Raw genomic sequence first — 25,242 nt, 5'->3', positions numbered from 1 at the left:
TGTCCATGACAATTGACGAGTCAGTGCCGCAGCGGCCGCTGGTCTTTGCCCATCGTGGTTCCAGCGGCGCATACGCCGAACACACCCGGGCCGCCTACCTGCAGGCATTGGCTGACGGGGCCGACGGGGTGGAGTGCGATGTCCACCTCACCCGGGACCAGCACCTGGTCCTGCTCCATGACGCCAACCTGGACCGGACGTCGGACGGGACCGGGCCGGTGGCTGAACGGACCCTGCGCGAGCTGCACCAGCTGGACTTCTCATCCTGGAAGGGGGTCCGCATTCCCGAAGAGTATGGAGCACGTTCGGAACAGCTGCTGACCCTCCCGGAGCTGCTGGACATCCTCCGCGGGGCGGGCCGCCCGGTGAAACTCGCCATCGAGCTCAAGCATCCCAGTCCCTACCAGCTCAAACTGGAGGACCGCGTGCTGGAGGTGCTCCGCAGCGAGGGCTGGGACCCGCAAAGCTCCACCGTGGACAACGTGGCCGTGACCTTCATGAGCTTCAGCCCGGACTCGGTCCGCCACCTGCTCCAGTCCGTCCCGCCGCAATACATCTGCCAACTGGTGGACGACCTCACCATCCATGAGATCCGCGGCGGGCTGGGCCTGGGCCTCATTACGGGGAGCGCCGTCGCCAACCTCATGAAGGCCACCCAGCTGGAGGGTGAACGGATCCTGGACGACCGGGAAGTAGGAATGGCCGGCCCCGGCATCGACTACGTCAGGGAGCGCCCGGCCACAATCCGCCGATGGCTGGACTCCGGGCGGCGCTTCCGGGTGTGGACCGTGGACTCCCCGGAGGATGTGGCACTTTGCCAGGAGCTGGGCATCCACGAGATCACCACCAACGTGCCGGCCCGCGTCCTGGACCAGCTCCACGCAGCCTCTCCGCAGGGAAAGTAGGGCGGACGTGGACGCGCACCACGTCAATCCGCTCCCGTATTCGCCCCGACGCTGGTGGGCCGGCGCCCTCGACGTCGAAGGCCTGGCACTGTACTCGGTGGGAGCCGCGGCGGAAGCGCTGAACCTGTATGCGCGCACGCCCGGCCGGTTCAGCACCACGCCGGCGCTTACCGCGGCTGCCTTCGATTCCTTCGGCCACCTGCGGATTGCCGGACGCAAGCCACAGGGCTTCGCGCCCCTGTCGGGCTTCCGGCAGACCCGCGATGGCTGGATCCGGCTCCACGCCAACTACCCGCACCACGAACAGCGGCTGCTGCGCGCCTTGGGGGCCGCCTCCGCGGAAGGGGCGGAACAGGCTCTTCGTTCCATGGCGGCGCTTGAGGCTGAGGCCGCCATCCAGGGCCACGGCGGGATCGCTGCGGCCGTGAGGACGCGTGACGAATGGCTTGCGTCCGGCATGGGCCGGGCGGCGGGATCCGGACCCTGGATTGCCGTGGAGCATACCGACGGCACCACGGCCGGTCTGGGACTGCAGGACTTTGCCGCGGCGGCTACTACGGCAGGCGGCGAGGGCATCGGTGGCGGCAACAAACCGCCGCTGGAGGGGCTGCGGGTCCTGGACCTGACCCGGGTGATTGCAGGGCCGGTGGCCACCCGCCTGCTTGCAGCATTGGGAGCCGATGTCCTGCGGATCGACCCGCCAGCCTTCCCGGAAATCGGAGACCAGTTCGTGGACACCGCGTTCGGCAAGCGCAGCGCGGAAGCCGATCTGGGGCTTCCGCAGAACCAGCACAGCCTCCAGCAGCTCCTGGCCCGCGCCGACGTCGTGGTCACGGGTTACCGGCACGGCGCCCTGGACCGTTTCGGGCTCAACCCGCGGGAACTGCTGGCCTCGCACCCTGGGCTGGTGGTGGTCACCCTCAACAGCTGGGGGAGCGCCGGGCCATGGAGCGGTATGCGCGGTTTTGACAGCATTGTCCAGGCCGCCTGCGGAATCGCGCACGTGTACGGGAAGGACAATGACGACGGCGGGTGGCGCCCGGGTGCCCTGCCTGTCCAGGCGCTGGACCACGCCACAGGATACGGGGTGGCTGCGGCGGCCGTCCGCCTCCTGGAGCGACGCCGGGCGGCTGGGATGGGTGCCTGTGCGCACCTGTCCCTTGCCCGCACCGCCGAGGAACTGTTTTCCCTTCCAATGGGCACCGAAGCAGGGGACACCGAACCAGGGGTCACTGACGGCCCGGCAGAGCTACCCGGACCCCACCACAACTCCATGGACAGCACCTACGGGCAGCTCCGCTACGTCGGTCCACCGTTGCTGGACGCGGGCCGGCCGGTGGACTACCTGTCCCCGCCGCCCCCGTATGGAAGCTCTCCGCCCGCCTGGAATTGAGGGACCTTGCCTCACAGGCCGGTTTCTGGCGGCCACCGTGGCTGTGATTGAGTGGTTCCATGCCTCTTCCCTGGTCCGGTCCTGCAGTCAGGGGCTTGTCCGTACCGAACTGTTCCCTTCAGGGCCCCGCCGTTCAGACTCTGTCCGCGGCTGCCATGGGAGCCCTCCTGCTGGCCAGTGCGGGCAAGCACTTCAGGGATCCCGGCTTCTACCGCGACGTCGTTCCGGACTACCTCTGCCGCCGGGACGCGGAACCGGATCCGGAACCCGGTGCGGCCCACACTGTGGTGCCCAACCATCCTGTGCCCAACCATCCCCTGGCCGTCCTGTCCCGGGATGAGTGGATCGCCGTGAGCGGACTGCTGGAGCTGGCCGCCGCCGTCGGAATCCTCCTCCCGCCTACCCGGAAGCTGACCGCCACCGCCCTCACAGCGATGTTTACCGCATTCCTGGCGGGACACGCTGACGCACTGGCGAAGGCTTACGGTCCGCAGAGTACGCCCCGCCGGCGGAAGATCCACACCGTGCGGTTGCCGCTCCAGGCACCGTTGATCCTCTGGGCCTGGAGCCTCCGGAAGCCCATCCAAAAGGCACGCAAACCTGGAGGCTGGGTGTGAAACTCCTGGCCTCGCCGGCGGTCAGGGTGGCGATTTCCATCAGCATCGCCACCGGCCTTTACGGGGTGTCCTTCGGAGCGCTCGCAGTGACCTCGGGGCTCAACCTGTGGCAGACCATGGCCCTGAGCCTGCTCCTCTTCAGCGGTGGTTCGCAGTTCGCGTTTATTGGTGTGGTGGCAGGTGGAGGTTCGGGCATCGCCGCAATGAGCGCAGCAACCCTGTTGGGCATGCGCAACGGCATCTACGGCATGCAGTTGAACGCACTGCTGCGGCCCACCGGCTGGCGTAAGTTTGTCGGCGCGCAGCTGACCATCGACGAATCAACGGCCACCAGCACGGGCCAGACGGACCCGGCCGAGCAGCGGCGGGGATTCTGGGCTGCAGGGATCGGCATCTACGTGCTGTGGAACCTCTTCACCGCCGTGGGCGCGCTCGCCGGGAGCGGACTGGGCGATCCCAAGCAATGGGGGCTCGACGGCGCCGCGGTGGCCGCCTTCCTGGCGTTGCTCTGGCCGCGGCTTAAGGGCCGCGAACCCATTGCCATCGCGGTGGTGTGTGCGGTGGCCACCGTTGTCGCCGTTCCCTTCGTGCCGGCGGGGGTGCCCATCCTGGTGGCCGCCCTGGTGGCCGCGCTGGTGGGCTGGTTCAGCCACGGCCGGCGCGACGAGGGCCTTGAGCCGGACGTCGAGCCCTATGGCGGACACCGTGACCATCACCCTGGCCGGCAGCAGGACGCAAGCCGCCCGTATCCGGGTGCGCAGGGGAGCGAAGGCACGGATCCGGGGGCAGGCGCATGAGCCTGTGGATCTGGCTGCTTCTTGCCTGCGCGCTGGCGTACGCCTGGAAGATCGTGGGCTACTTCGTGCCCGCCAGGTTCCTCGAGGACCCGCGCACATCCCGGGTTGCGGGCACCATGACCATCGGCCTGCTGGCCTCCCTTACCGTGGTGAATGCCGTCGTGTCTGGCCAGGGACTCGCGGCTGACGCCAGGCTGGGGGCGCTTGCCGCGGCCGCACTCGCGCTGGCGTTCCGCGCACCCTTCCTGGTGGTGGTCATCGCCGGGGCCGGCACCGCTGCCCTGCTGAGGGCATTGGGCTGGAGCTAGTTTGGCAGGCGTCTGCATAAATTAGTGATGGGGGTCACTTCCTCGGCGCGGCGGCGGCTGTACTATGAAATCGGCTTATGCAGTTGGCCATGGCATTCCTACGAACGGCGACCATGGAAAATCAGCTGTATCCCGCAGGCGGCTTGGCGGGCAGACCCCGCCACAAGGACGCCCGACGGCGGGCGGGCCTCCCAGCCAAACGCTTCTTCAGGCGCTTTTCCCGCCTTTCGGACGTGCCGGAAGAGGACCTGGAAATTCTCGCCCAAAGGCTCCGGGAGGCATTCGACCTGGACCCGTCGTCGTCCGTTCCAGCGCTGCAGGCCCTGGTGCGTCAGGAACTCCGCAAGCGGGCAGACGCGGGCAACGCCTAGCGGGCCAGCATCGCGGGGCCAGGTGTGGTGGACTGGAGGAGATGCAGCCCACACCAGGCGGCCACCAAAGGAGGAATCGAGATGGACGAACAGTCACGGCCTGATAAGCCGCAGGACGGCCAGGGCACAGAGGACACCGAAGGGAAGGCTGGGGAAGCGCGCAGCACTGGAATTCCTGCCGCTGAGCAAACCGGCAAGCTGCGGCCCGCCTACCTGGACCCCCGCGGCTCCGAGGCAACGCGTGAATTACGGGACACTGCACGGCGGCGCCGGGATGCCGAGGAGAAACTCCAGCAGCACCTGATGGAGGCGAAGCACCACATCCCCAACGAGTTCCATGAGCACCATGACCACGAACCCCAGTCACACGGGCATCCTGAGCCAGGACAGCCATCAGAACAGCCCCGGCCCGGCACCCAAGGCGGAGAAACCGGCACTGGAGAAAACGGGGAAAATCCCTGACGGAACGCTCCCGATACCGGGGGAAACACTCCTGACAGCCGGGCAGCGCCGGCCGGCTGTCAGGGGCTCGATACAGCGGTAGCTACGCCACGCCGTGGGCTGCGCCGTCGGGCGAGACCGACCTGCGGCAGCTTTCTTCCACGCCCATCTCGTACCACACCTGCGCGCCGAACTCGGGCTCGGGGGTATCAAGGTTTTGGTACAGGGCGTCAAGCAATTCGACGAGTTCCGCGGTTGTCAGCGCAGGGAGGACTTCTTCCGGCCCGCGGGCGTCAGTGAGGTAGTGGAAGAGTTTTGATCTGGTCATCGCAGCGCGGCGGTTGCAGGGTGGATACGCAGGAAAAGTTCCATGGGTCGCTCCATCTCGGACTATTCGAGGCTGGCTGCCTAACCCCGCTCTGAGTTTATTGCACGTGTTGTGTGCCGACAATGGTGCCCCCGGGGATGCCGGGTACTGCGGCAGCAGGGACGGGCACCAGCGCGGGAAGCGGGCGTGGCGGGCGGACCGTACGGATGGCGTCCTCGACCAGTGCCAGCGGACGGCGCCATGCATCGGAGCCCGGCTCCATGGTGTCGACAACGCCGATCAGCATGGCCAGCAGCCGGAACATGTCCGTCATGGTGATGTCCGTGCGCAGGCTTCCCTGGCCTTGCCCGCGCACCAAAAGGATGCTGATCGACTCCATGAGGGACCCGGTAATGCCGGTGAGGAGTTCGCGCCGGCCCGCCACAGCGCACAGCAGGTTGGCGTCGTCGCTTGCCGCAGCCATCAGGGCCTCGAGCACGCGCAGCAGCCCGGCAGCGGCATCGATATCGGCCAGGGCGCCGTCCATGACGGGATCCACGGTAAGCCGGAGCTGCCGGTTCAGTGCCGCCAGGACCAGTTCTTCCTTGTCCGCGAAGTTGCGGAACAGGGTTGCGGGGCCAACGCCCGCGGTGGATGCGATGGTTTGGAGCGGTACTTCCGGGCCGAACTCCCGGAAGCACTGGCGCGCCGCCGTGATGATTTTGTCCACGTTCCGCGCTGCGTCTGCGCGGAGGGGCTTACGGGCGACTGCGAGGCTCATGCCCAAAAGGGTAGCAACGGAGTCTTCGGCCACCATGGTTACTCCGGGGTAGGAGCTTATGTGACGGCGCGCTCCCGCGTTTGGGCCTGCGGCAGTCCGGGGACCGCGTGCGAAACTTGGAGGCATGTTGCTTGCATTTTCTGTTGCTCCGTCAGGCGTTCCCAGCGAAGGTTCCCGGCCAAACGATGCGTCCGTGCACGACGCCGTTGCAGCCGCCGTGAAGATCGTCCGGGAATCCGGGCTGCCCAACCAGACCGATTCCATGTTCACCACCATTGAGGGTGAGTGGGATGAAGTGTTCGACGTCGTAAAGCGCGCCACCGAGGCGGTCGGACGCTACGGCAGCCGCGTCTCACTGGTGATCAAGGCCGACATCAGGCCCGGTTACAGCGGCGAGTTGACGGCAAAGGTGGACCGCCTCGAAAACGCCCTGGCCCAGGAGTCCTAAGCCTGTCCTGAGCCTCCGCGCCGGGGCTGGCGTGGGCCCGGCTAAAGTGTCTGGACCGTCGGAACGCCGCGTGCCAAACTGTGCCCATGTTCGAGCACAAACCCCGGCCGGAATGGATTGCCACCGAGGAGTTCCTGTCCCGCACCGTGGTGCATCCGGACGAGGCGGTCCAGCAGGCCATCCGCACTGCGGCTGACGCCGGCATGCCGGCCATTGAGGTGGCGCCAAACGCCGGGAAGCTCCTGAAGCTCCTGGTCCAGTTGTCCGGCGCCCACCGCATCCTGGAGATCGGGACCCTGGCGGGTTACAGCACCATCTGGATGGGCCGCGGCCTTCCCCACCACGGCAAGCTCGTCACCTGCGAATACCTGCCGCAGCATGCAGAAGTGGCGTGGGCCAACATCGACGCCGCCGGCCTGGGTGAAAGGGTGGAAATCCGGCTGGGCCCCGCGCTGGAAACCCTGGCTGCCCTCGAGGAAGAGGACAGGGAGCCGTTCGACTTCATCTTCATCGACGCCGATAAGCAAAACAACAGCCGCTACCTCGACTGGGCCGTCAAGCTGGGCAGGCCGGGTGCGGTGGTGGTCCTGGACAACACGATCTGGGAAGGGGCCGTCCTGGACCCGGACATGGACCCGGTGAACGCGCCAGGAATCATCGACGCACTCCGGCTGCTCGGCAACCACCCGCGCCTGGACGCCACTGTCATCCAGACGGTGGGTTCCAAGGGGTGGGACGGGTTCGCGCTGGCGCGCATCCTCCCGCAAAAACAGTAAGTAAGCTGTGGAGATGCGTCCGGCGCAGTGCCGGGCATCGTAGAGGGAGGGCTTTTTGCACGCGGCACCTGCTCCTGTACTCCTGGACTCCACGCCCGCAGATTTTTCGCCATGGGTTCCGCTGGTCGAATCCGTCGGCGCCGCAACGGGTGACGTCCCTGCCCTGCTGGCCCTTGCCGTCGAGGCCGGGCGGACGTGGCCGCGGCCCGGTGAGGGGCGGACCGCCGTGTTGTGGGAGCTCCTGGCTTCCGTGGCTGCCACCGATGTGGCCGCGGCCCGGGTGCTTGAGCCGCACCTCGACGCCGTCGCCATTCTTGCCCAGGCTGCCCACGCAGCTGAGCCCGGACACCCGCTTCCGGACGGGAGCAGGGATGCCGCATGGGGCGTCTTCGCCGCAGAGGCGCCGGGTGCCCGGCTCGAAGCGCATTCCGCAGGTGCCGGCACCACCCTCAGCGGGTCCAAGCCGTGGTGTTCCCTCGCCGCGGCCCTGGACTGCGCGGTGGTCACCGCCCACACGGACGACGGCGGCAGGGCGGCCTTCGCGGTCAATCTTCGCCATCCCGGCGTGGCATGTGAGGAACCGGAGTGGATCGCGCGCGGGCTCCAGGAAATCCCCAGCGGAACAGTTCACTTCGACCAGGTCCCGGCGAGCCCCCTGGGTGGTACCGGCTGGTACCACAGCCGGCCTGGCTTCGCCTGGGGCGGGATAGGCGTGGCTGCCTGCTGGCTGGGGGGAGCAGTGGGCGTGGCACGGGACTTCCGCAACGGCTTGCTGGCAGGGGCCGAAGCGGGGCGGGAGCCCGACCAGGTGGCACTTGCGGCGCTCGGAGAGGTGGACCGCACGCTCTCGGCTGCCCTGCAGTATCTTGCCCGGACCGCAGCGGGCATCGATGCCGGCACCCTCGGCTCCGCCGGCAACCACAGCGCGTGGAGCGAAGCGCAGCGGGTCCGCGGAACTGTTGCGGCCGCCGTCGAACGCGTCCTTTCCCTGGTGGCTTCCAACCGGGGTCCAGGTCCGCTTGCCTTTGACGGGCCGTACGCCAAGAGGATGGCCGACCTGGCACTCTACGTCCGGCAGCATCACGGGGCACGGGATGATGCCCAATTGGGCCGGCTTGCGCTCAAGGGAGACTGCCCGTGGTGACCTTTTCGCACGCTGACCAGGGAACTGGCGAGGCCGCCTGGGCCGTGAGCGGCCTGGACGCAGCACCCGAGCTGCCGCTTGACCCCGCCGAACTGGCCGGCATGCGCTTCGTGGTCCTGGCGGCGCATCCGGATGACGAGACACTGGGGGCCGGTGGGCTGATGGCGTCCCTGGCGGCGCTGGGAGCCGAGGTGGACGTCCTGCTGTGCACGGCAGGGGAGGGGTCACACCCGGATTCGCCCACCACCTCCCCGGAACAGCTGGCCCACACCCGGCTGGCTGAATTCTCAGCGGCCCTGGCCGCACTGGGCCTGGCGGACCGCTGGGCATTCCTCGGGCTGCCGGACCGCGGACTTGGAGAGCATGCCGAAACCATCGCCAAGGCTGTCCGGGAGGCCGCCCGCCGGCTTCCCGGTGATCCCGACCGGCTGGCCCTCGTGGCACCGTACCGGGCCGACGGGCATGGTGACCACGATGCGCTCGGTGCGGCGGCGGCAGAAGTTGCGCGGCAGGACGGCCACGCGCTGCTGGAATACCCCATCTGGTTTTGGCACCTGGGCCGCACCCCAGGTGCCGGAATGGCGGTCATGGCTGCGATTCCACCTGGATGAACCGGCCCGGGCGGCTAAAAGACGGGCCATGGCGGAGCACGCAACACAGGTGCAGCCCCTGTCTCCGCTTCCCGGCGACGAAACACTCCTCAGCGGGCACTTCCTGGCGCACTTCTCACGCCCCTTTGAGGTCTTCGCCTGGACGCCGGCGCCCACTGCATCCGCGCAGGCGCATTCAAGCGATGACGCGGAACTGGTCTTCGACGGCGTGCATGGTGGCTCCACGGATCCCTGGAACTACACCGGGAGCTGGTACGAGCGGCGCAAGCGGGCGCTCACCCTTGCTGCCCTCCCGGAGGAATCCTATGAAAGCGGCCTGGAAGTGGGCTGCTCCATCGGGACGTTGACAGCCGGGTTGGCTGCCCGGTGCCGCAAGATGTTGGCGGTGGATGCCAGTGGAACCGCGGTCCACCGGGCCAGGCAGCACCTTGCAGGCTGCCCCGGGGTCCGGGTTGAACACTGCGTCGTCCCCGGGGCATGGCCGGGCGGAACTTTTGACCTTGTGGTGGTTTCGGAGGTTGGTTACTACCTGTCCGCGGGTGAGCTGGGCCAACTGTGGGACCGGATCGAAGCGTCCCTGAACCCGGGCGGAACCCTGCTCCTGTGCCACTGGCGGCATCCCATTGCAGGCTGGGAACTCGACGGCGACACCGTCCACGCGATGGCCCGGCAGCGTCTGGGCTGGCGGACCGCAGGACTGTACCAGGAACGGGACTTCGTATTGGAACTCATGGTGGCCCCCGGCCACAAAGCGTCGGCATGACGGTCACGGCTTCAGGGGGAAGCAGCGCTGCCAACAGCATCCGGCAGGTTGCGGTGGTGATTCCCGCGCACAACGAGGAGCAACACCTTAAGCGTGCGCTGACCGCAGCCCGTGACGCGGCAGACCAAGCCGAGTCGGACCTTACCGGCGTACGCGTGCAGGTGGTGGTTGTCCTGGACAGCTGCACGGATGGCTCCGCTGCGGTGGCGGCGGTCTTCGCTGCTGAGGACCCGCGGTACATGGTCCTGCCGGTGGACTTCCGGAGCGTGGGCAAGAGCAGGCAGGCAGGGGCCGAAGCCGCGCTGGAGAACGCAACCAGGCGTTCTCTTGCGGGTGGATCCACGGCAGGTTCTTCGCTGCGGCACGTTTGGCTGGCCAACACGGATGCCGATTCCTGCGTTCCGGAAAACTGGCTGGTGCGCCAACTGGAATTGGCCGCCGGGGGCGCCGACGTCGTCCTTGGATCTGTGGAGCCTGATGGCCACGGCATGCCCCACCACCTCGCTGCCCGATGGCATGCCCGGCATGTTCCAACGGAGAACCACCCCCACGTGTACGGTGCCAACCTTGGGGTGCGTGCCTCGTCCTACCTTGCGGCAGGCGGGTTTCCCGGGGTTGATTTCGATGAGGACCGGGCTCTGGTGGACCGGCTTCGCGGCAGCGGGGCGAGCATGGTTGCCACGGACACAACCCGGGTTCTCACCTCCGGAAGGACTGTGGGGCGGGCGCCGCGGGGGTTTGCCGCCTACCTCCTGGCACTCGCCCAGCCATAGCCGGGACCCTCAACGGCGGGGCAGCATGGGATGCAGAAAGGGCTGCTGCCTTCCGGCAACAGCCCTTTACGGTGCGGACGCAGGTTCCGCGTGCAGGCCTTATACCAAGTCCGGAGCGCTGGCTACGATGTAGTCCGCCGCGGCGGGTCCGGTCATGGAAAGGTTGTTGCTGTCCGGGTTGATCCCGGCATCGTGCATGGCTTCCCAAAGCGCAGCCGGCGGCTGCAGTTCAGCTTTGTGCAGGAGGCACCAGCTGGTGTAGAGGCCGTACAGCTCGTCGCGTCCCAGGCCCAGGCCTGGCTCCCTGTCCGCGACAACTGCTTCGGAAAGAAACTGTTCAAAATGGGTAGCAGGCATGTCCGCTCATAAGGGTTGACCGTGGTGCCGCCGTCTGCTTCAGCGGACCTGCCGGTCTCCAAAGGATCCCGGCGAGGTATTCAAGAAAGTATTGCAGTTCACTGCGCTTTGTCCAGTCAGGGCCTGACCGCCGGGGGGAGGCTGAGGGGGCCGACGGCGACTGGGGGGACTGGCCTCGGTCTCAGAAGAGGCCATCTCACCGCCGGCCCCGCATTGCCCCGGGCCGCATGCCACCCGGGAAACCTCAACAGGACCTCCAAGATGAATTTTCCTCCATCTTGAAGGTCCTGCCTAGTCCCTCTTCCGGTAGCCGGAGCGCGCCCGCTACGCCTTCCCGCTTGGCCGGCCGCCGTCGTCGGACTCCCCGTTGCCAGCGCGGTGCTGTACCTTCTCGCGGACCCTGTCGCGGTGCCGCTCACCGTGGTGGCCGCCGTCCTGGCCATTGCCGGCAGGCTGCCCGTCCTGCCTGTCGGCGGAGCCGTTACCGCCGTTCTCCGAGGAGTACTTCTCCCGGAGTTCGCGGCCGTGCTTGATGTCTTCCTCGATCTGCTGCTGCATCTTTTCGCTCTTTTTGGTATCCCGCGGGGGCAACTGGATGGTCTCCTCCGCCTTGATGCCGGCCTGGAGCTGGCGCCCCCGCTCGACTTCGGCGTCGAACTCAGCACCGAAGAGCAGGGACATGTTCAGGATCCAGAGCCAGAGCAGCATGATGATCACGCTGCCCAAGGCGCCGTAGGTCTTGTTGTAGTTGCCGAAGTTACCCACGTAGAAGCCGAAGCCCAGCGAGGCGATCAGGAACACGACCAGCGCGATTCCGGAGCCCATGCTCATCCAGCGGAACTTGGGCTGCTTGACGTTGGGCGTGGCGTAGTAGAGGACAGCAATGATGGCGATGATCAGGACGATCATGACGGGCCACTTGGCGATGTTCCAGACCATGAGGAACGGGCCGCTGAGGCCGATGAGCCCGCCCACGGCCTCGGAGACCGGCCCGCTGAGGACCAGCATGCCGGCCAACAGTGCCACGATGACCACGGCCAGGAGGGTGACGGCCAGCATGGTGCCGCGGAGCTTCACGAAGGCGCGCCCTTCATCCACCTCGTAAACCCGGTTCATCGCCCGCCCAAAGGCGCCAACATAGCCGGATGCCGACCACAGGGCGGTGGCAAGGCCGATCACCAGGGTGAGCCCGGCCGCCGGGGCACTCGTCAGTTCCGAGACGGGACCGCTGATCGTATTGACGGTCTCGGCAGGAGCGAAGCCGCGCACGATTTCCAGCAAGGCATTAGTGGTCTTCTGGGGATCGCCAAAGAGGCCAAGAAGTGAGACCAGTGCCAGCAGGGCGGGGAACAGCGACAGGACCGCGTAGTAGGTCAGGGCTGCTGCCAGGTCGGGGCACTGGTCCTTGCTGAACTCCCGGAGGGTCTTCCTGGTGATGTATTTCCAGGACGGTTTGTCCAGGTCCCTCGGGCTGGTGGGTTTCCTTGCGTCGTTTGGATCCGGAGCCTGGCCCGCCTTGGCGGTACTGGTCTCGGAATCGTCGTGAGTGGCCATGGGGTGTCCTCTCAATCAGGGGCGAAACGAACAGGCCGGCCCGCGGAGTGGCGGTGCCGGCCTGCCGAACGAAACTATTGCCTTACGGTGCGGTGCTGGACTGATCAGGTGTTTTGGACGTGGTCTTTGGCGTCGGTGGCGCGGTCTTTGACGTCGGTGGCGGCTTGTTGGCCTTCGAGTTTGACGTTTTGGGCGGCGTCGGTGGCGGTGGCCTTGACGTTTTCCATGGCTTCCTGNGTGGCAACTGCCTTGATCCCGTAGACAACGGGCACCATGACCAGCACGTGGTCTTTGGCGTCGGTAGCGCGGTCTTTGACGTCGGTGGCGGCTTGTTGGCCTTCGAGTTTGACGTTTTGGGCGGCGTCGGTGGCGGTGGCCTTGACGTTTTCCATGGCTTCCTGGGCTGGTTCCTTGAGGTCCTGGGCCAYGGTTTTGGCGGCGTCGGTGACCTGGGTTGCCAGGGGCTGGGCTGCGGTTTTGAGCTGGTCCGCGGCTTCGCGTTCCTTCTGGCTTGCCGGGATCAGGGAGGAGACCAGGAGYCCGGCGCCGAAGGCGATCAGGCCGGCGGCGAGYGGGTTGCCGGCGGTTTTGGCTTTGACCTGGTCCGGGGCGGCGGAGACGGCGTGGCCGGCGTCGCTGAGTTTKGYCGAGACGGTGTCGCCTGCCTGGTGGAGGCTGTCGCCGGCGGTGTGCATGGCGTTGGTGGTGTGYCCGGCGCCGGTGGCGGTGGTGTCGTGGACCCTGGTGGTGGCGTTGTCTGCGGCGCCCATGATTTTCTCCTTGACGCCGGTGACGGCGTCTTTGACCTTGTCGGTTTGGCGGTGGACGATGTTGGACGGGGTGACCTTGTCTGCCACGGCGTCCACGTTGGTGCCCAGGCGTGCCCGGGTGGCTTCTATGTCTGCGCGGATGACGTCAGGGTTTTCGCTCATCGGTTTACCTCACCTGGTTTTAGGGTTGGGGGAATTTCTGAGAGGGTTTCCCCGGTTTGGGGCAGGCCTTTGATCTGCTTGAGTTCCTTGCGGCCGNATCGGTTTACCTCACCTGGTTTTAGGGTTGGGGGAATTTCTGAGAGGGTTTCCCCGGTTTGGGGCAGGCCTTTGATCTGCTTGAGTTCCTTGCGGCCGATGGAGGCCAGGACGGCGGCGATGATGGCCCAGATGACGGCGACGATCAGTGCGGACCAGCCCAGGGGCATGATGGCGCCCAGGGCCCACAYCAGGGCCAGGGAGAGGAAGAGCAGGACGAAGTGTCCGCCGACGCCGGCGCCGGCGAGCATGCCGGCGCCTTTCCCYGCGCGGGAGGTGGATTGTTTGAGTTCGGCCTTGGCCAGTTCYACTTCCTGGCGCATCAGGGTGGACAGGTCCCGGGTTACGTCGCCCAGCAGCTCGCCCAGGGACGCGTTGTCAGCTTTCACATGCGCCGCACTCGGCGGCATTTCCGGAATCTGGCTACTCATTACAGGCCACCCGTGCCGCGGCGGCCAGTCCCGGAGGTTCCCTCGGTGCCGAACGCCTCGTCACCGGTGTACACGCCGTTTTCGGCCCGGTAGGGGTCGTCGTCGAACCGGAGCGGGGTTTCCTCCGCGGTACCCGAGGGAAGCGTGCTGGTGGATACCGGGGTTGCGCCTGTGACGGTGGGCTCATTGAAGAGGTCATCGTTACCGGCGGCGTACACGGTCTCCTGCCGCAGCGGCGCTACCGGTGACTGCACTGCCGGGGGTGTCTGCGCCGCGCGGTGCTGGCCCGAAGCCTGGACCTGCCCCTGCGAGTCGGGGGCGCCTGCGGTGAGGCCGCGGGTGAGGCGTCCGGCAAGGACACCGGCACCGGCGGCGAGGAGCAGGAACGTGCCGGGATTGTTGCGGGCGTACCGCTGGACCTCGGTCAGGAGGTCGCCGGGTTCCCGGTTCTCCAGCCAGGACGCGATGGAGGAGGTCCGCTCGGCTGCCTGCCGGACAAGGTCGTTGGCCATGCCCTGCTGGTCCGGGGCGCTGGCCATGCTGTGCAGCTGGCTGGAAATGTTGCGGATGCCCTCGGCGGCCTTCTGCTGCTGCGTGCCGGCCTGGGTGGTCAGGCCCGACTTGGCCTGGTGGAGCAGGTCCTGGGCATTGAGCTTGGCCTCGTGGGCCACATTCGCGGCCTCGCCCTTGGCGGTCTCCGCTACATTCTGGGCGGCTGATGCGGCTTCACCCCTCGTGGGCCACATTCGCGGCCTCGCCCTTGGCGGTCTCCGCTACATTCTGGGCGGCTGATGCGGCTTCACCAGCAACGTTGGAAGCCTCTTCCTTGGCTGCCTGCGACTTGGAGGAATCGGTTGAAACCCCCGTGTAAGAGTCATGCTGGGGCGCTGTTTCCGTTGCGCCGTACGGATCGGCAACACCGGGGGCGGCGGGGGTATGTGGAGTCTGGGGCCATTGGTTCTCTGTCATCATCGCTCTCTTTCAGAAAGGGTTAGCTGGCGAACAAGAACCAGCAGTGCTGGCAACTTAGTAAGCAAGGTTACTAATTAGATACTAAGCACACTTCCCATTTCGATTGCAAGGGGTAATGGTGTTCGGCTTCCAATGGCTGCGCCTATGCAAGGGCGTGAAGGTGGGCGGTTAGTAAGCCTACTTGCGAATGTGTTGCTAAGCATGCTTATTGTAGGGGTGTAGCGACGCATGGTGACCAGCACTTTCGCCACCTACAGGAAGGCTGCGGCCGATGACCAGCAATCTCGATCCGGACGCCCGGAGCAGCTACCGCCTGATCACTCTGGCGGCACGGCTGATCCAGCGGCGGCAGGACGATGCACTGGCCCCCCTTGGCCTTACCCGTGCCGCTGTTATTGCATTGGAAGGCCTGATGGGGGGCCCACTGAACCAGGAACAGCTTGCCGACGCGATCAGGGTCCAAAGCCAGACGTTGGGCCGTGTCCTGACCCGGCTTGAATCCACAGGACTCATCACCAGGATGCGCCATGCCACAGACCGAAGGCAGCTGAAAGTGGAACTCACCGATGCCGGTGTTGCCGCCGTTGAAGCGGCGCGGGAGGCAGAGGTCAAGGCCTATCCTGACGATCCGGACATCGCATGGAAGGCACTCCGCGAGGAGCTGACAAAGTTTGTCCGCGCCGCACCGCTCAGCCACGACACCGGCGTGGTTCCGTTTGCCCCTCCCGAACACCGGGCCGCGCACGGTCACCGGCCGCAGGCCGGGCGTGCAGGCGGCCTGCGGGGATGGGACCAGCCCCGCCAGAATTGACGGGAAGTCTAAAAAGCAGTGGCCGGACCTTTCGGACCGGCCACTGTTTTTGTCCAACCTTCGGCTTCCCGTTCCTCCACCAGCAGTCCCCCTTGCACCAGGTGGGCTGCATAGGCTGATTACGACGACGGGACGCCCGGGCCCGGGGACCAGCGGAGCAGTGCCGCCACATCCACGCCCTCCGGCAGGACAGGTCCAGGGACCAGGAGAACGCGGGCGTCAGTCAGGGCAGCTGCCCGCAACAGGGCGGCAGGGGCCGGAACTTCGCCAAGTATTCCTGCCGCCAGGGCTTCCTCTTTGGCCGTGGCGATCCACGGTTCGGCATCCAAGGCCAGCATGGTCCGCCGGGACAGGGCGGCGTCATCAAGGATCAGGACCTCAACCTGTCCCTGCTGGAGCGCGTGGACTACAGCTCCCGCCCCGTGGGCCGCTTCCGGATTTGCCTGGCCCTCCTGGACTGCCAGCCTGTCCATGACCGCCTGCTGTTCTTCAGCCCAGACCTCCGCCACCCGCTGGCTGACCTGGTCCTCCAGGTTGGCGCTGTCCGCCCCGGCAGTGTGCGTGTGGGAATCGACCTCCGACAACAGTGCCCTGCCGGCCTCGGAGAGGTTTTCCCTGACCAGCCCGCGGGCGCGGATATCGCCGGCGAGAACAATCAGCCGGGCGCCGCCCGCACTGGCCACCCTGTCTATTTCGCCCGCCACTTCGTCGGCGTTCCGGCGCCACACGTCCTCGGTGTGGTGCTGGAACCGCAGCTCCGACCAGCCGCCGCCATGGAATTTGTGAATGTGTTCGGACTCGCCCTCCACCTCCCGGACGCTGGCAGGGGCACCCGCCCCGGCACGGTACAACCGGATTTCCCCATGTTCGCGGCTGACCTCGGCCACAACGTACGGAAACTCTTCGGGCTGGTGTTTCAGCAGCGGGAGCAGGTCCGGGACGGGCTCGACGACCATCCTCTCCGGCAGGACCAGCCGGCCCGGGAGCACCTCGTTGAGTTCGGCTTTCCCGCCGTGGACCAGCACGAACCTGGACACGGGGGAGGGCATCCCCGTTGCGGGCGTGAGGGCCTGTTCCATGGCGTCGATGTCAGCGGACGTTGCTCCCTGGGCCTCGAGCTGGGCGCGGGTGTTTCCGGCCCGGACGTCGCCGGCTTCCAGGCTGTCCACTGTTCCGGTTCCGGCATCCACGTAGGCTGTGCACCAGGGGCCGGGCAGGCGGTACAGGTCCGCGTATGCCTTCAGGCCGGAACCGTGGGTGGTATTGCCGCGTTCTGCCATGACGATCTCCTTCGCGCGTGACGTGGTGTCACAGGCTTATTGGTTCGTCACTTCACGCTAGCACCGGGGAAGAGGCGGCTGAAGGGTCTTCCGGCCCCCCGACAGTCAGCCCGTCCGTCAGGCCTGGCAGGCGTCCTTCAAGGCCCGGACTGAGTCTGCCGGCACCTGGTCTCCGGCTTCGGCGATCTGGCCCAACGGCGTCGTAATTTCCGCCGGTACCCCTGCCGTGCGTGCCGCCGAGACGAGCCCGGCCAGCGCCTGTCGGTCCTCCACGCTGACCAGGCCGTCCTGCACCACCGCGCAGATTTGCCGGTTGACTTCCTGTGCGGCGGCGGAGGCAACTTTGGATGCGGCATCGCTGGCGGCATTGCCCGCAGCCTCCTCCACCCCGCCACATCCGGTCAGCAGCAACAGGGCGGTGGACAGGGAGGCGGCAGTAACGACGGCGGCGCGGAAGGTCATGCCTCAAGCGTACCGGCGGTGCCTACCGGCGGGCCGGGACGCCGAGGATGCTGTCCAGGAGTCCGTTCCGGAACTTGCCCTCCGGGTCGTGCCCGGCGGCAAAGGAACGGAAGTCGGCGAAGCGCGGGTACAGCTTTTCCCAGTCATGGGCGTCCGCGGTGAACAGTTTGCCCCAGTGCGGGCGCGCCCCGAAGGGCCGGAGGGCGTCTTCCAGGAGTGGGAGGAAGGCTTCCACCTCCGGCTGCAGCGGTTTCCAGGTGAAGTGCAGGGCAACGCTCTGCTGGCGGTAGAAAGGGCTGAGCCAGAACTCGTCGGCGGCTCCGGTGCGGATCTCCGAGACGAAGAGCAGGGGTGCAAGTTGGCCGGCCAGCCCGCGGACTGCCTGGAGGGCGGCGGGGGCGTGCTCCAGGGGAAGGATGAATTCGCTTTGCAGTTCGTCCCCGTTGCTGGGAGTGAACTCGTGCCGGAAGTGCGGCAGCCGGTCCAGCCAAGGCCCGGGTTCGTCCAGCTGTGCAGTGCAATTCTCGGCGGACATGTCCGGCAGCGGGTGCCGGGGACGGAGGGCGGCGGTGGCACCAAACAGGTTGGCGGGTGGTTGCTCCCCGTCGAGTGCTTTGAGCCAGACCTGGTTGATCCGGTCGCCGGCGTAGTCCGTAAACAGGCTCACGCTGTAGGCGCTGGAGACGATGGCGGTGAAATCCGACAGGGCGTTGTCCCAGGGAAGGTCCTCCAGGACACGCTGGCGCACTGTGAAGCTGGGACGTACCGCCAGTTCCAGTCCGGTGACGATGCCCAGGGCGCCGATGCCCACCACGCTGGCAAGGAACTCATCGCCGTCCGCCCGGGTAAGTGTCACCTGCTCGCCCGAGGCCCGCACCAGGTCGATGGATTCCACGGCGCCGGCGAGGGACGGGTTGTCCACCCCGGAGCCGTGCGTGCCGGTCTGGACCGCACCGGCTACCGAAATGTGCGGCAGCGAGGCCAGGTTGTGGATGGCAACCCCGGACTCCTCCAAGGTCCGGCACAGTGCCCCGTAGCTCACCCCGCCGCTGACCCGCACGGTTCCCCGCCCGGCATCCAGTTCCACCTGCTGCGGCAGGGCATCGAGGAGGATGTGGACGCCGTCAGTGTCGCCCACCCGGTTAAAGGAGTGCCGGGAGCCCAGGGCCTTGACCCGCGGCGAGTCCGCCACGATGTCCGCCAGCTCCGCTACGGATTCCGGCCGCCGCACGTCCGCGGAGGAGTATTCGAGGTTTCCTGCCCAGTTCTTCATCGGGTGGCTTTCGTTTGACATCGGTTTCCTCCAACTGTCAGCGCTAACAATCTTCGCTGTCAAGGCGCTTCCACGGGACGGGCGGGGGCCGCAGGAGCGGCAGCATGCCAGTGCCCGGGCTGCTCAAGCCCGGCGGGGAGGAGGGTGGAAGCGCTGCCGTGGGCCGCGGTGATTTGCGCCTGGGTGAGGAAGAGCGCCCCGGTGAGGTCGGCGTCGTCGAGCTTTGCATCCCGCAGGTCGGCACCAAGGAGGTCCGCTGCCGTCAGGTCGGCGCCCCGGAGGTCCGCGGCGATCAGGCAGGCACCGCGAAGGTCCGCAGCGCACAGCGGCAGGCCGCGCAGGTTTGCTCCCGCGAGGTCGGCGCCCGGCGCCAGGCGGACCAGGCGCGGATCGTCGCCGAAGGGGCCGGCGCCGAAGTAGCCCGCGCGGACCTCCTCACTGACCTCACGGAGTGCGCTGCCCACCTGGAGGTGCAGGGATGCGATGTCGGCTGCGAGGACCTCCTCAAGGGCGCCCGATGCAACTGCCCTGACCTTCGCCTGCAAGCGGCGGACATCCTCCGCGGTATCCGGGCCGTAGGCTTTCGCCCCAGCCTGGGCCAGGAGCCACAGCATTTCGTGCAATTGGCGCAGGACTTTAAAGGCGGCGAACATGTCCGGCGCCGATTCCGGGTCTTCCCGCCAGCTGATGCCCCTGAACAGCCGCTGGCTGACTGCCTGGCCTGCGCCGAAGCAGTCGAAAACCGTGCAGCCCGCAAACCCGCGGGGCCGGAGCCGGTCATGGATGGTGCAGGAGAAGTCCGGCGCCAGGTTGGGGCATGGCGTGGCGGGCGGTTTGTCGATGGCGAAGTCGGCCGAGCGGGTAAACCCGAAAGCCGTGCAGCACAGGGCAAAGCACTGCGAACAGTCAGGCCGGAGGGTGGCCGGGCCGGTGGGGGTGGCGGCGGAAGGAGGGTTGGTGGGTTTCATGATTGCTCCCGAGGGTGGTTCCGATAGGGGCGCGGGACGGAGGGGAACCCATGGTGGGGTTCCCCTCCGTGGCACGCGGAATCACCGTTCCTGCCGGGAATGACGGGAACTGCGGACGGCTGGACATCATAGGCAATGAAGGAGAATCACTGCGTCCAGAATATCCGCATCGGGCGGGAATGGTCAGTCGCTGTTCGTGTTTACCGTGCCCTTTCCTGAGGCTTTTCCTGTGGGCGTGGTGCGCGGCGGTGGAACGCGGCGGCTCCCGGTGGCTTCGAAGGCCGCGGCCAGCCGCAGCACGTGGGTGTCACTGTAGGCGCGGCCGGCGATGGTGAGGCCAACGGGCATCGCGATATCCGCAGCGATGCCCATCGGAACCGTGACAGTGGGGATGCCGAGGTGGCGGGGTACCAGGTTTCCATTGGCCACCCAGACGCCATTGCGCCAGGCGATGTCCGCCGAGCGTTCATTGGTATCCGCGTCGGCAGGTGCCACGTCGGCCGCCGCCGGGAACACCACGGCATCCAGTCCCAGCCGGTCCATCCATTCCTCCAGGTCCACCCGGCGGGTTTCCTCAAGTCCCGCCAGGCCTTCGGGCAGGTGCGGAATGTCGGCCAGGACGGGAACCCCGTTGTCGCGGATCCAGGAAGGATAGTCGGCGATGTCGTCGTCGAACCCGTCGTAGCGGTCCGGCAGCGCGCCCTGGGGGGCGGGGAAGATCGCGGAACCGTCGACGTCGGCAAGGCGGTTCAGCCGCGGGTCGCCGTTGGCGTCGAGGAAGTCATGCCACGCCCAGGCCGACAGGTCCACGATCTCCCGCCGCAGATACTCCGGCGACACCAGTCCGCGGGTGGCGATGGTGGGCGAACCGGGCCGGTCGCCCTCATAGTTGGACACCACGGGGAAGTCCACTTCCACCAGTTCCGCGCCCGCGGCTTCCAGAGCACGCCGCGCCGCGTTCCAGAGGTCCAGGATGGACCCGCGCGTCTCGATCCGTTGCCCCGTGGGACCGCCGATGCCAGGTGCTTCGGCCGTACCGGCGGTGGGATCGGCATTGATGTACATCCGGGGGATGCCAAGCCTTTGTCCCGCAAGCACGCCCGCGGCCGCCGAAGCGTCCCGGACCGCGAGGCCAACGTACGACGGCGGGCGGACGGCGGATGCCTTGGGCAGCGGGATCCACGGCTGGACGCGCCAGAAATCCCCGCGGGCCTCGGCGTCATCCGCCACCACCACATCCAGGACCTCCAGCAGGTCCGCCATGGTGCGGGTGTGCGGCACCACCACGTCCATGGTGGGTACCAGGGGCCAGTTGCCACGTACGGAGATGATGCCGCGCGAGGGTGTGTAGGCGCACAGGGCATTGTTCGACGCCGGTGCCCGCCCCGAGGACCAGGTTTCCTCGGCGAGGCCGAATGCCGCGAAGCTGGCGGCCGTGGCGGTACCGGAGCCGTTGGATGATCCGGAGGCGAAGGCGGCGGTGAGGTATTCCGCGTTGTAGGGGCTCTCTGCCCGGCCATATACGCCGCGCTGCATACCTCCGTTGGCCATGGGCGGCATGTTGGTGAGCCCGATCAGGACCGCCCCGCCTGCCCGCAGCCGTTCGATGGTGAAGGCATCCCGCTGTGCCACCAGGTCCTTGAAGGCCGGTGAGCCCGCGGCTACGGTAAGCCCCTTTACCTGGTAGCTGTCCTTAGCCGTGTAGGGGATACCGTCGAGGGGTCCCAGGGTGAAGCCGGCAGCGCGGCGCCGGTCTGACGCCTGTGCTTCGGCAACTGCATCCGGGTTCATCACGACGAGCGCGTTGAGGCGTATGCCGTGCGAATCATACTTCTCGATGCGGTCAAGGTAGAGACGGACCAGTTCCTCGCTGGTGACCTGGCCGGAGTCGAGGGCGGCGCGCAGCTGTGCGATGCCGGCCTCCACGACGTCGAACGTCTGCCCCACCGGCAGCGGAACCTGCGTTTCGGCGAGCTTCACAGTGTGCCTCCATCCTTGGCAGCCGGCTGCTGCTGCGTGATGCAGTGGATGCCGCCGCCGAAAGCGAAGATGTCCCTGGCATCCACCAGTTCCACGGTCCTGCCCGGATACGCGCGTTCCAGGATCCCCGCGGCGATGGTGTCGTTGGGATCGTCAAAGCTGCACAGCACCACCACGTCGTTGCCGACGTAGTGGTTGATGTAGGACCAATCCACCCAGCCATCAGCATCGCGCAACACCGTGGGTGCCGGGACGTCGATAATGCGCAGCGGCCGGCCCTTGGCATCCAGCTGGCCCGCGAGGACGGCCTTCAGCTGCAGGTAGACGGCATGGTCGGGGTGGGCGGGATCGTCCTGGCGGTGCAGCAGGATGGTGCCGGCGCCGGCGAAGGCTGCCACGATGTCCACGTGTCCCCGGGTGCCGAATTCGTCGTAATCCCGGGTCAGTCCGCGTGGAAGCCAGATTGCTTTGGTGGTGCCCAGGGCGGCGTGGACTTCTGCTTCAACCGATTCCTTGGTGGCGCCGGGATTGCGGCGGGGATCCAATTGGACCGTTTCGGTGAGCAGGACGGTCCCTTCGCCGTCCACATGGAACCCGCCGCCCTCATTCACCAAGGGGCTCGGCCAGACGGGAACTCCGGTGCCTATTGCAACAGTCCGGGCAACGTCCTGGTCCTTGGCCCACGCCGCCCACTCCTGGGCCCCCCATCCATTGAAGATCCAGTCGACGGCTGCCAGTGCGCCGTTGGGCTGGTGCACGAACGTGGGGCCGCTGTCCCGCAGCCAGGCGTCATCGAGCGGGACCTCCACGACGTCGATGCCGCTGCCGAGCCATTCCCGTGCGGCCGTGGCGTCCCTGGGGTCAGCCACCACCGTCACGGGCTCGTGCCGGGCGATTGTCTGGGCCACCGTGGTCCAGGCGGCCCGGGCCCGGTCAAGGGTGGGGCTGCCGATGGGGCCGAAGGTGTCGTTGGGTGGTGGAAACGCCATCCATGTGCGCTGGTGGGCCTCCCACTCTGCGGGCATGTGGCCTGCGGCGCCGGTGGATACGTGGTCAGGGGCGGCGCTGTCCCGGACTGCGGTCGAATAAATGAATGCCATTCATTTATTATGGGGACCGTACTGGCAGCGCGCAAGAGTATTTCGTTTCAGTCCCTGCCTGTCCGGTCCACCGCCGACAGGATGGCCTGGGCCAGTTGGTCCGGTTTGGTGAACTGCGGCCAGTGCCCGGTGGGCAGGTCGATGAATTCCACGTCCCGCACCTTGGCCAGCTCCGCCACGAAGGGATGGTTTGCCGCGATCCACTCCCGGAGCATGGCCGAGGGGAACCCGCACGAGATGACGGTGGCGGGAACGTCGTAGCGGCGCCCGTCATGCAGGCGCTGCCTGCCGTACGCCACGCCGCGGGGTTCGGGAACGGCGCGGGCGCGGAATGACTGGCGCAGCCGGTCGTTGAGGTCCACCAGTTCGGCGTCGTCAAAACTCTGCCAGGGCGGCAGCGGGACATCGTCCCCGTGGGCAGGCAACTGGTCGTTGATGACGCTGCCGTCAGCCAGCGGCCCGCTGTCCACGTAGATGGCGCGTTCCACCCTGTCCGGCCGCGCATCCACTACCCCGTGAATGATTGCCCCGCCGCCGGAGTGGCCCACCAGGACCACCCTGCCCGGCAGCCCGTCCAGGACCTCCACCACCGCATTGATATGGTCCTGCAGGCTGATGCCTGCGCGGCTGGCATCCACCGAGTCCTTGCCGGGAAGCGTGAGGGGATGGGGGCGGTGCCCGGCTGCTTCCAGGGCAGGTGTTACCCCCTCCCATGACGAGGCGTCCAACCAGAAACCGGGTACCAGGATGATGTCCATGACCGAACCCTACTCCCCACCCATGACACGGAATAGGCGTTCTCCTACCGCTTGCGCTTCCGGTCCTTGTCTCCGTTCCGGCTTCCGCGTTCGGAGGCCTCGCGCTCAGCCCAGCGTTGCGACTTCCCCGCCGAAACCACCTTCTGGTGCCACTCCCGGTGGTAGGCGCGCTGGGCGGCGACATCGGAGCGGCGCGCCAGCGCCGCCAGTTCCCGCTGCATCTTCAGATACGAGTTCCAGCGGCGCGCGGCCAGGACGCCGGTGTCGATTGCTTCGCGGACGGCGCAGCCAGGCTCGCTCCCGTGTGAGCAGTCAGCGAACCGGCAGCCGGCAGCCAGTTCCTCGACGTCGCCGAACATCCCGTCCAGGCCGTCCCCGGCATCGAACAGGCCAAATCCGCGCACGCCGGGAGTGTCCATCAGCACCGTCCCGTTGGACAGCGGGACCAGCTCGCGGACGGTGGTGGTGTGCTTGCCCTTGAAGTCTCCGGACCGCACTTCGGCGGTCTGCTGGACGTCGCGGCCCACCAGGGCATTGATCAAGGTGGATTTGCCGGCACCGGACGGTCCCAGCAGCACGATGGTTCCGCCCGGCGGAATCCGTGCCATCAGTTCGTCGATGCCGTCGCCGTTTTCGGCGGATGTGGTGACCACCTCCACGCCCGCCGCCTGAAGGATAACTTTTCCGACGACGTCGTCCGCCACCTCGGCCAGGTCCGCCTTGGTGATGATCACCAGGGGGGTGGCGCCGGAATCCCATGCGGCGACGAGGGTGCGTTCCAACCGGTTGTGTGTGAGGGGCCGGTCCACGGGCACCACCACGCCCACGGTGTCCATGTTCGCGGCCAGGACCTGCGCGGCGGACGAATCCTCGAAGGCACGTTTGCGGCTGAGTTCCGAGCGGCGGGGGAGGACGGCCAGGATTTGCCGGTCGCCGCCCCGGTTGGGGCCGATCCAGACCCAGTCTCCGGTGACGGCCGGCTCGCCCGAGAGCGGGTAGGGCAGGTGGAGGAGACCGTCATGGACCGCGACGAGCAGCAGGGTGCGGTCCACGCGGACCACCCGGCCCCGTTCAGTTGCCGGCGGACAGGGATGCTGATCGAAATAGCCGGCAACGGCGGGCGTGTAGCCGTATGCGGAGGGGCCGGGCAGCGGACGAGTGCCAGCAGCGCTGTCTGTTTCTGTGGTGTTGGTGGTGTCCAGGGGGTTGCCTGAAGAAGTATGCACGGTGGTTCCTTGGGCTGTCCCCGGTGCAGTGCGGGTGGACGCGCAGCGTCAGGAACCGCGAAGGCAGCCGGGAGGGATGGTGGGTGTGATGGATGCGGGGCGCCCAGGGCGCGCGGCAACTGCAGTCATCAAAACCACCTCCATTCCCTTGTGCGGTTTCCCGTCCTCCTGCCGGAAGCGGCGGGGCGGGACCGTCTCCCACTTTAGCGGCCGCCAACGCCGGAGGCTAGAGGTTGGCATCTTCCGCAGGGGATTGCCGCGTGCTACCACCGAAGTTCCTGCGCCCGCTTCTGCCGTCCGCTGATGGACGAAGCGTAGCCGCAGTTGGTGCAGGTGATCAGGTATTTCCGGGACACCGTGAGGACAGGGATGAAGAACAGTGTGAACTTGGTGGCCTGTTCGTCCAGGGCATGGTGGACGAAGGCGCCGCAGTGCTGGCAGGTTGCCGTCCGGCCCGGGAGGGCCTTGTGGACGGTCTTGAAGCCGAAAAGGAGGAGCATGGGCGGGCCTTTCATTGCCTGGGTGGTACCTGCCACCCTAGGCGAGTTTGACGGCTGTCCTTCAGGGGTACGGACGCTTCTGTACGGTGTGCGTGGATGCCATACTG

At 67.1% G+C, this 25,242-nt stretch carries 27 protein-coding genes and 2 pseudogenes; 13 read left to right on the top strand and 16 right to left on the bottom strand.

Features of this window, described 5'->3' with window-relative positions; genetic code table 11:
- The first annotated feature begins 5 nt into the window (after positions 1-5).
- The 7 genes from ASG79_RS06965 to ASG79_RS06935 all read left to right on the top strand — a co-directional run bounded on the left by ASG79_RS06965 (position 6) and on the right by ASG79_RS06935 (position 4,853).
- On the top strand, positions 6-905 hold the full coding sequence (locus ASG79_RS06965; protein ID WP_018772223.1) for a glycerophosphodiester phosphodiesterase: 900 nt from the start codon (positions 6-8) through the stop codon (positions 903-905).
- Positions 906-912: 7 nt separating this feature from the next.
- On the top strand, positions 913-2,298 hold the full coding sequence (locus ASG79_RS06960; RefSeq protein WP_056389641.1) for a CoA transferase: 1,386 nt from the start codon (positions 913-915) through the stop codon (positions 2,296-2,298).
- Between the two features lie 155 nt (positions 2,299-2,453).
- The gene (locus ASG79_RS06955; protein ID WP_056389638.1) at positions 2,454-2,915 is read left to right on the top strand and encodes a hypothetical protein; all 462 of its coding nucleotides are present in this window, start codon (positions 2,454-2,456) and stop codon (positions 2,913-2,915) included.
- A complete protein-coding gene (locus ASG79_RS06950) occupies positions 2,912-3,712 on the top strand; it encodes an AzlC family ABC transporter permease (RefSeq protein WP_056389635.1) in 801 nt (266 codons plus the stop codon). Before ASG79_RS06955 ends, ASG79_RS06950 begins: the two co-directional genes overlap by 4 nt.
- Positions 3,709-4,020, top strand: coding sequence for an AzlD domain-containing protein (locus tag ASG79_RS06945; protein ID WP_018772219.1), 312 nt, complete (start codon positions 3,709-3,711; stop codon positions 4,018-4,020). Before ASG79_RS06950 ends, ASG79_RS06945 begins: the two co-directional genes overlap by 4 nt.
- A gap of 233 nt (positions 4,021-4,253) precedes the next feature.
- Complete coding sequence (locus ASG79_RS24040) at positions 4,254-4,391, top strand: hypothetical protein (RefSeq protein WP_223993586.1); 138 nt, start codon at positions 4,254-4,256, stop codon at positions 4,389-4,391.
- A gap of 81 nt (positions 4,392-4,472) precedes the next feature.
- The gene (locus ASG79_RS06935; protein ID WP_056389632.1) at positions 4,473-4,853 is read left to right on the top strand and encodes a hypothetical protein; all 381 of its coding nucleotides are present in this window, start codon (positions 4,473-4,475) and stop codon (positions 4,851-4,853) included.
- Positions 4,854-4,935: 82 nt separating this feature from the next.
- Here ASG79_RS06935 and ASG79_RS06930 read toward each other — a convergent pair whose 3' ends face one another.
- Positions 4,936-5,160: a hypothetical protein gene (locus tag ASG79_RS06930; RefSeq protein WP_018772216.1), complete on the bottom strand. Its 225-nt coding sequence runs from the start codon at positions 5,158-5,160 to the stop codon at positions 4,936-4,938.
- A 97-nt stretch (positions 5,161-5,257) separates the two neighbouring features.
- Positions 5,258-5,920, bottom strand: a complete 663-nt coding sequence (locus ASG79_RS06925) for a TetR/AcrR family transcriptional regulator (protein WP_056389672.1) — start codon at positions 5,918-5,920, stop codon at positions 5,258-5,260.
- 124 nt (positions 5,921-6,044) lie between these two features.
- Between ASG79_RS06925 and ASG79_RS06920 the strand changes: the two genes are divergently transcribed.
- From ASG79_RS06920 to ASG79_RS06900, 5 genes and pseudogenes are all read left to right on the top strand, one after another.
- A complete protein-coding gene (locus ASG79_RS06920) occupies positions 6,045-6,368 on the top strand; it encodes an MTH1187 family thiamine-binding protein (protein WP_018772214.1) in 324 nt (107 codons plus the stop codon).
- 86 nt (positions 6,369-6,454) lie between these two features.
- Complete coding sequence (locus ASG79_RS06915; protein ID WP_056389630.1) at positions 6,455-7,144, top strand: O-methyltransferase; 690 nt, start codon at positions 6,455-6,457, stop codon at positions 7,142-7,144.
- Between the two features lie 55 nt (positions 7,145-7,199).
- The gene (locus ASG79_RS06910) at positions 7,200-8,288 is read left to right on the top strand and encodes a hypothetical protein (RefSeq protein WP_056389628.1); all 1,089 of its coding nucleotides are present in this window, start codon (positions 7,200-7,202) and stop codon (positions 8,286-8,288) included.
- Positions 8,282-9,662, top strand: a pseudogene (locus tag ASG79_RS06905) (PIG-L family deacetylase). The gene ASG79_RS06910 and the pseudogene ASG79_RS06905 overlap by 7 nt, the downstream one beginning before the upstream one ends.
- On the top strand, positions 9,659-10,435 hold the full coding sequence (locus ASG79_RS06900) for a glycosyltransferase (protein WP_056389625.1): 777 nt from the start codon (positions 9,659-9,661) through the stop codon (positions 10,433-10,435). Before ASG79_RS06905 ends, ASG79_RS06900 begins: the two are co-directional and overlap by 4 nt.
- Positions 10,436-10,534: 99 nt before the next feature.
- Here the strand turns inward: ASG79_RS06900 and ASG79_RS06895 are convergent, their stop codons facing one another.
- The 5 genes and pseudogenes from ASG79_RS06895 to ASG79_RS06875 all read right to left on the bottom strand — a co-directional run bounded on the left by ASG79_RS06895 (position 10,535) and on the right by ASG79_RS06875 (position 14,774).
- Positions 10,535-10,792, bottom strand: coding sequence for a hypothetical protein (locus ASG79_RS06895; protein WP_018772209.1), 258 nt, complete (start codon positions 10,790-10,792; stop codon positions 10,535-10,537).
- Positions 10,793-11,116: 324 nt separating this feature from the next.
- Positions 11,117-12,346: a YihY/virulence factor BrkB family protein gene (locus ASG79_RS06890; RefSeq protein WP_056389622.1), complete on the bottom strand. Its 1,230-nt coding sequence runs from the start codon at positions 12,344-12,346 to the stop codon at positions 11,117-11,119.
- A 237-nt stretch (positions 12,347-12,583) separates the two neighbouring features.
- On the bottom strand, positions 12,584-13,278 hold a 695-nt coding region (locus ASG79_RS06885; protein ID WP_156400182.1), incomplete at its 3' end, for a DUF3618 domain-containing protein.
- Positions 13,279-13,375: 97 nt separating this feature from the next.
- On the bottom strand, positions 13,376-13,805 hold a 430-nt coding region (locus ASG79_RS06880; protein WP_235509756.1), incomplete at its 3' end, for a phage holin family protein.
- Positions 13,805-14,774: pseudogene (locus ASG79_RS06875) on the bottom strand (hypothetical protein). The gene ASG79_RS06880 and the pseudogene ASG79_RS06875, both read right to left, overlap by 1 nt.
- Positions 14,775-15,048: 274 nt before the next feature.
- Between ASG79_RS06875 and ASG79_RS06870 the strand changes: the two are divergent.
- Positions 15,049-15,588 (top strand): MarR family winged helix-turn-helix transcriptional regulator, encoded by a 540-nt coding sequence (locus ASG79_RS06870; protein ID WP_018770406.1) that lies wholly within the window; start codon positions 15,049-15,051, stop codon positions 15,586-15,588.
- Positions 15,589-15,707: 119 nt separating this feature from the next.
- Here ASG79_RS06870 and ASG79_RS06865 read toward each other — a convergent pair whose 3' ends face one another.
- The 9 genes from ASG79_RS06865 to ASG79_RS06825 all read right to left on the bottom strand — a co-directional run bounded on the left by ASG79_RS06865 (position 15,708) and on the right by ASG79_RS06825 (position 25,171).
- Entirely contained in the window at positions 15,708-16,868 is a 1,161-nt protein-coding gene (locus tag ASG79_RS06865) for a Vms1/Ankzf1 family peptidyl-tRNA hydrolase (protein WP_018770405.1), read from the bottom strand.
- Between the two features lie 117 nt (positions 16,869-16,985).
- The gene (locus ASG79_RS06860; protein WP_018770404.1) at positions 16,986-17,330 is read right to left on the bottom strand and encodes a hypothetical protein; all 345 of its coding nucleotides are present in this window, start codon (positions 17,328-17,330) and stop codon (positions 16,986-16,988) included.
- Between the two features lie 22 nt (positions 17,331-17,352).
- Positions 17,353-18,603: a D-arabinono-1,4-lactone oxidase gene (locus tag ASG79_RS06855; RefSeq protein WP_026265944.1), complete on the bottom strand. Its 1,251-nt coding sequence runs from the start codon at positions 18,601-18,603 to the stop codon at positions 17,353-17,355.
- Between the two features lie 59 nt (positions 18,604-18,662).
- Complete coding sequence (locus ASG79_RS06850; protein WP_018770402.1) at positions 18,663-19,571, bottom strand: pentapeptide repeat-containing protein; 909 nt, start codon at positions 19,569-19,571, stop codon at positions 18,663-18,665.
- A 183-nt stretch (positions 19,572-19,754) separates the two neighbouring features.
- Complete coding sequence (locus ASG79_RS06845; protein ID WP_200953151.1) at positions 19,755-21,551, bottom strand: amidase; 1,797 nt, start codon at positions 21,549-21,551, stop codon at positions 19,755-19,757.
- Positions 21,548-22,651 carry an agmatine/peptidylarginine deiminase gene (locus ASG79_RS06840; protein WP_056389620.1) on the bottom strand — a complete coding sequence of 368 codons (1,104 nt, stop codon included), beginning with the start codon at positions 22,649-22,651 and terminating at the stop codon, positions 21,548-21,550. The genes ASG79_RS06845 and ASG79_RS06840 overlap by 4 nt, the downstream gene beginning before the upstream one ends.
- A gap of 47 nt (positions 22,652-22,698) precedes the next feature.
- Positions 22,699-23,409, bottom strand: a complete 711-nt coding sequence (locus tag ASG79_RS06835) for an alpha/beta fold hydrolase (RefSeq protein ID WP_056389617.1) — start codon at positions 23,407-23,409, stop codon at positions 22,699-22,701.
- Between the two features lie 44 nt (positions 23,410-23,453).
- Positions 23,454-24,635: a ribosome small subunit-dependent GTPase A gene (gene rsgA, locus ASG79_RS06830; protein WP_056389614.1), complete on the bottom strand. Its 1,182-nt coding sequence runs from the start codon at positions 24,633-24,635 to the stop codon at positions 23,454-23,456.
- Between the two features lie 263 nt (positions 24,636-24,898).
- Entirely contained in the window at positions 24,899-25,171 is a 273-nt protein-coding gene (locus tag ASG79_RS06825) for a zinc-ribbon domain-containing protein (RefSeq protein ID WP_321165675.1), read from the bottom strand.
- Positions 25,172-25,242 lie beyond the last annotated feature (71 nt).

Source organism: Arthrobacter sp. Soil761 (assembly GCF_001428325.1).
Classification (GTDB): domain Bacteria; phylum Actinomycetota; class Actinomycetes; order Actinomycetales; family Micrococcaceae; genus Arthrobacter.
This window is presented reverse-complemented; position numbering and strand designations above follow the sequence as displayed.

Excerpts from the sequence above, each read along its gene's own strand:
- ASG79_RS06965 (WP_018772223.1), top strand. The coding sequence starts at position 6 with ATGACAATTGACGAGTCAGTGCCGCAGCGGCCGCTGGTCTTTGCCCAT.
- ASG79_RS06955 (WP_056389638.1), top strand. The coding sequence starts at position 2,454 with ATGGGAGCCCTCCTGCTGGCCAGTGCGGGCAAGCACTTCAGGGATCCC.
- ASG79_RS06945 (WP_018772219.1), top strand. The coding sequence starts at position 3,709 with ATGAGCCTGTGGATCTGGCTGCTTCTTGCCTGCGCGCTGGCGTACGCC.
- ASG79_RS06935 (WP_056389632.1), top strand. The coding sequence starts at position 4,473 with ATGGACGAACAGTCACGGCCTGATAAGCCGCAGGACGGCCAGGGCACA.
- ASG79_RS06930 (WP_018772216.1), bottom strand. The coding sequence starts at position 5,160 with ATGACCAGATCAAAACTCTTCCACTACCTCACTGACGCCCGCGGGCCG.
- ASG79_RS06925 (WP_056389672.1), bottom strand. The coding sequence starts at position 5,920 with ATGAGCCTCGCAGTCGCCCGTAAGCCCCTCCGCGCAGACGCAGCGCGG.
- ASG79_RS06920 (WP_018772214.1), top strand. The coding sequence starts at position 6,045 with ATGTTGCTTGCATTTTCTGTTGCTCCGTCAGGCGTTCCCAGCGAAGGT.
- ASG79_RS06915 (WP_056389630.1), top strand. The coding sequence starts at position 6,455 with ATGTTCGAGCACAAACCCCGGCCGGAATGGATTGCCACCGAGGAGTTC.
- ASG79_RS06900 (WP_056389625.1), top strand. The coding sequence starts at position 9,659 with ATGACGGTCACGGCTTCAGGGGGAAGCAGCGCTGCCAACAGCATCCGG.
- ASG79_RS06895 (WP_018772209.1), bottom strand. The coding sequence starts at position 10,792 with ATGCCTGCTACCCATTTTGAACAGTTTCTTTCCGAAGCAGTTGTCGCG.
- ASG79_RS06890 (WP_056389622.1), bottom strand. The coding sequence starts at position 12,346 with ATGGCCACTCACGACGATTCCGAGACCAGTACCGCCAAGGCGGGCCAG.
- ASG79_RS06870 (WP_018770406.1), top strand. The coding sequence starts at position 15,049 with ATGACCAGCAATCTCGATCCGGACGCCCGGAGCAGCTACCGCCTGATC.
- ASG79_RS06865 (WP_018770405.1), bottom strand. The coding sequence starts at position 16,868 with ATGGCAGAACGCGGCAATACCACCCACGGTTCCGGCCTGAAGGCATAC.
- ASG79_RS06860 (WP_018770404.1), bottom strand. The coding sequence starts at position 17,330 with ATGACCTTCCGCGCCGCCGTCGTTACTGCCGCCTCCCTGTCCACCGCC.
- ASG79_RS06855 (WP_026265944.1), bottom strand. The coding sequence starts at position 18,603 with ATGAAGAACTGGGCAGGAAACCTCGAATACTCCTCCGCGGACGTGCGG.
- ASG79_RS06850 (WP_018770402.1), bottom strand. The coding sequence starts at position 19,571 with ATGAAACCCACCAACCCTCCTTCCGCCGCCACCCCCACCGGCCCGGCC.
- ASG79_RS06840 (WP_056389620.1), bottom strand. The coding sequence starts at position 22,651 with ATGGCATTCATTTATTCGACCGCAGTCCGGGACAGCGCCGCCCCTGAC.
- ASG79_RS06835 (WP_056389617.1), bottom strand. The coding sequence starts at position 23,409 with ATGGACATCATCCTGGTACCCGGTTTCTGGTTGGACGCCTCGTCATGG.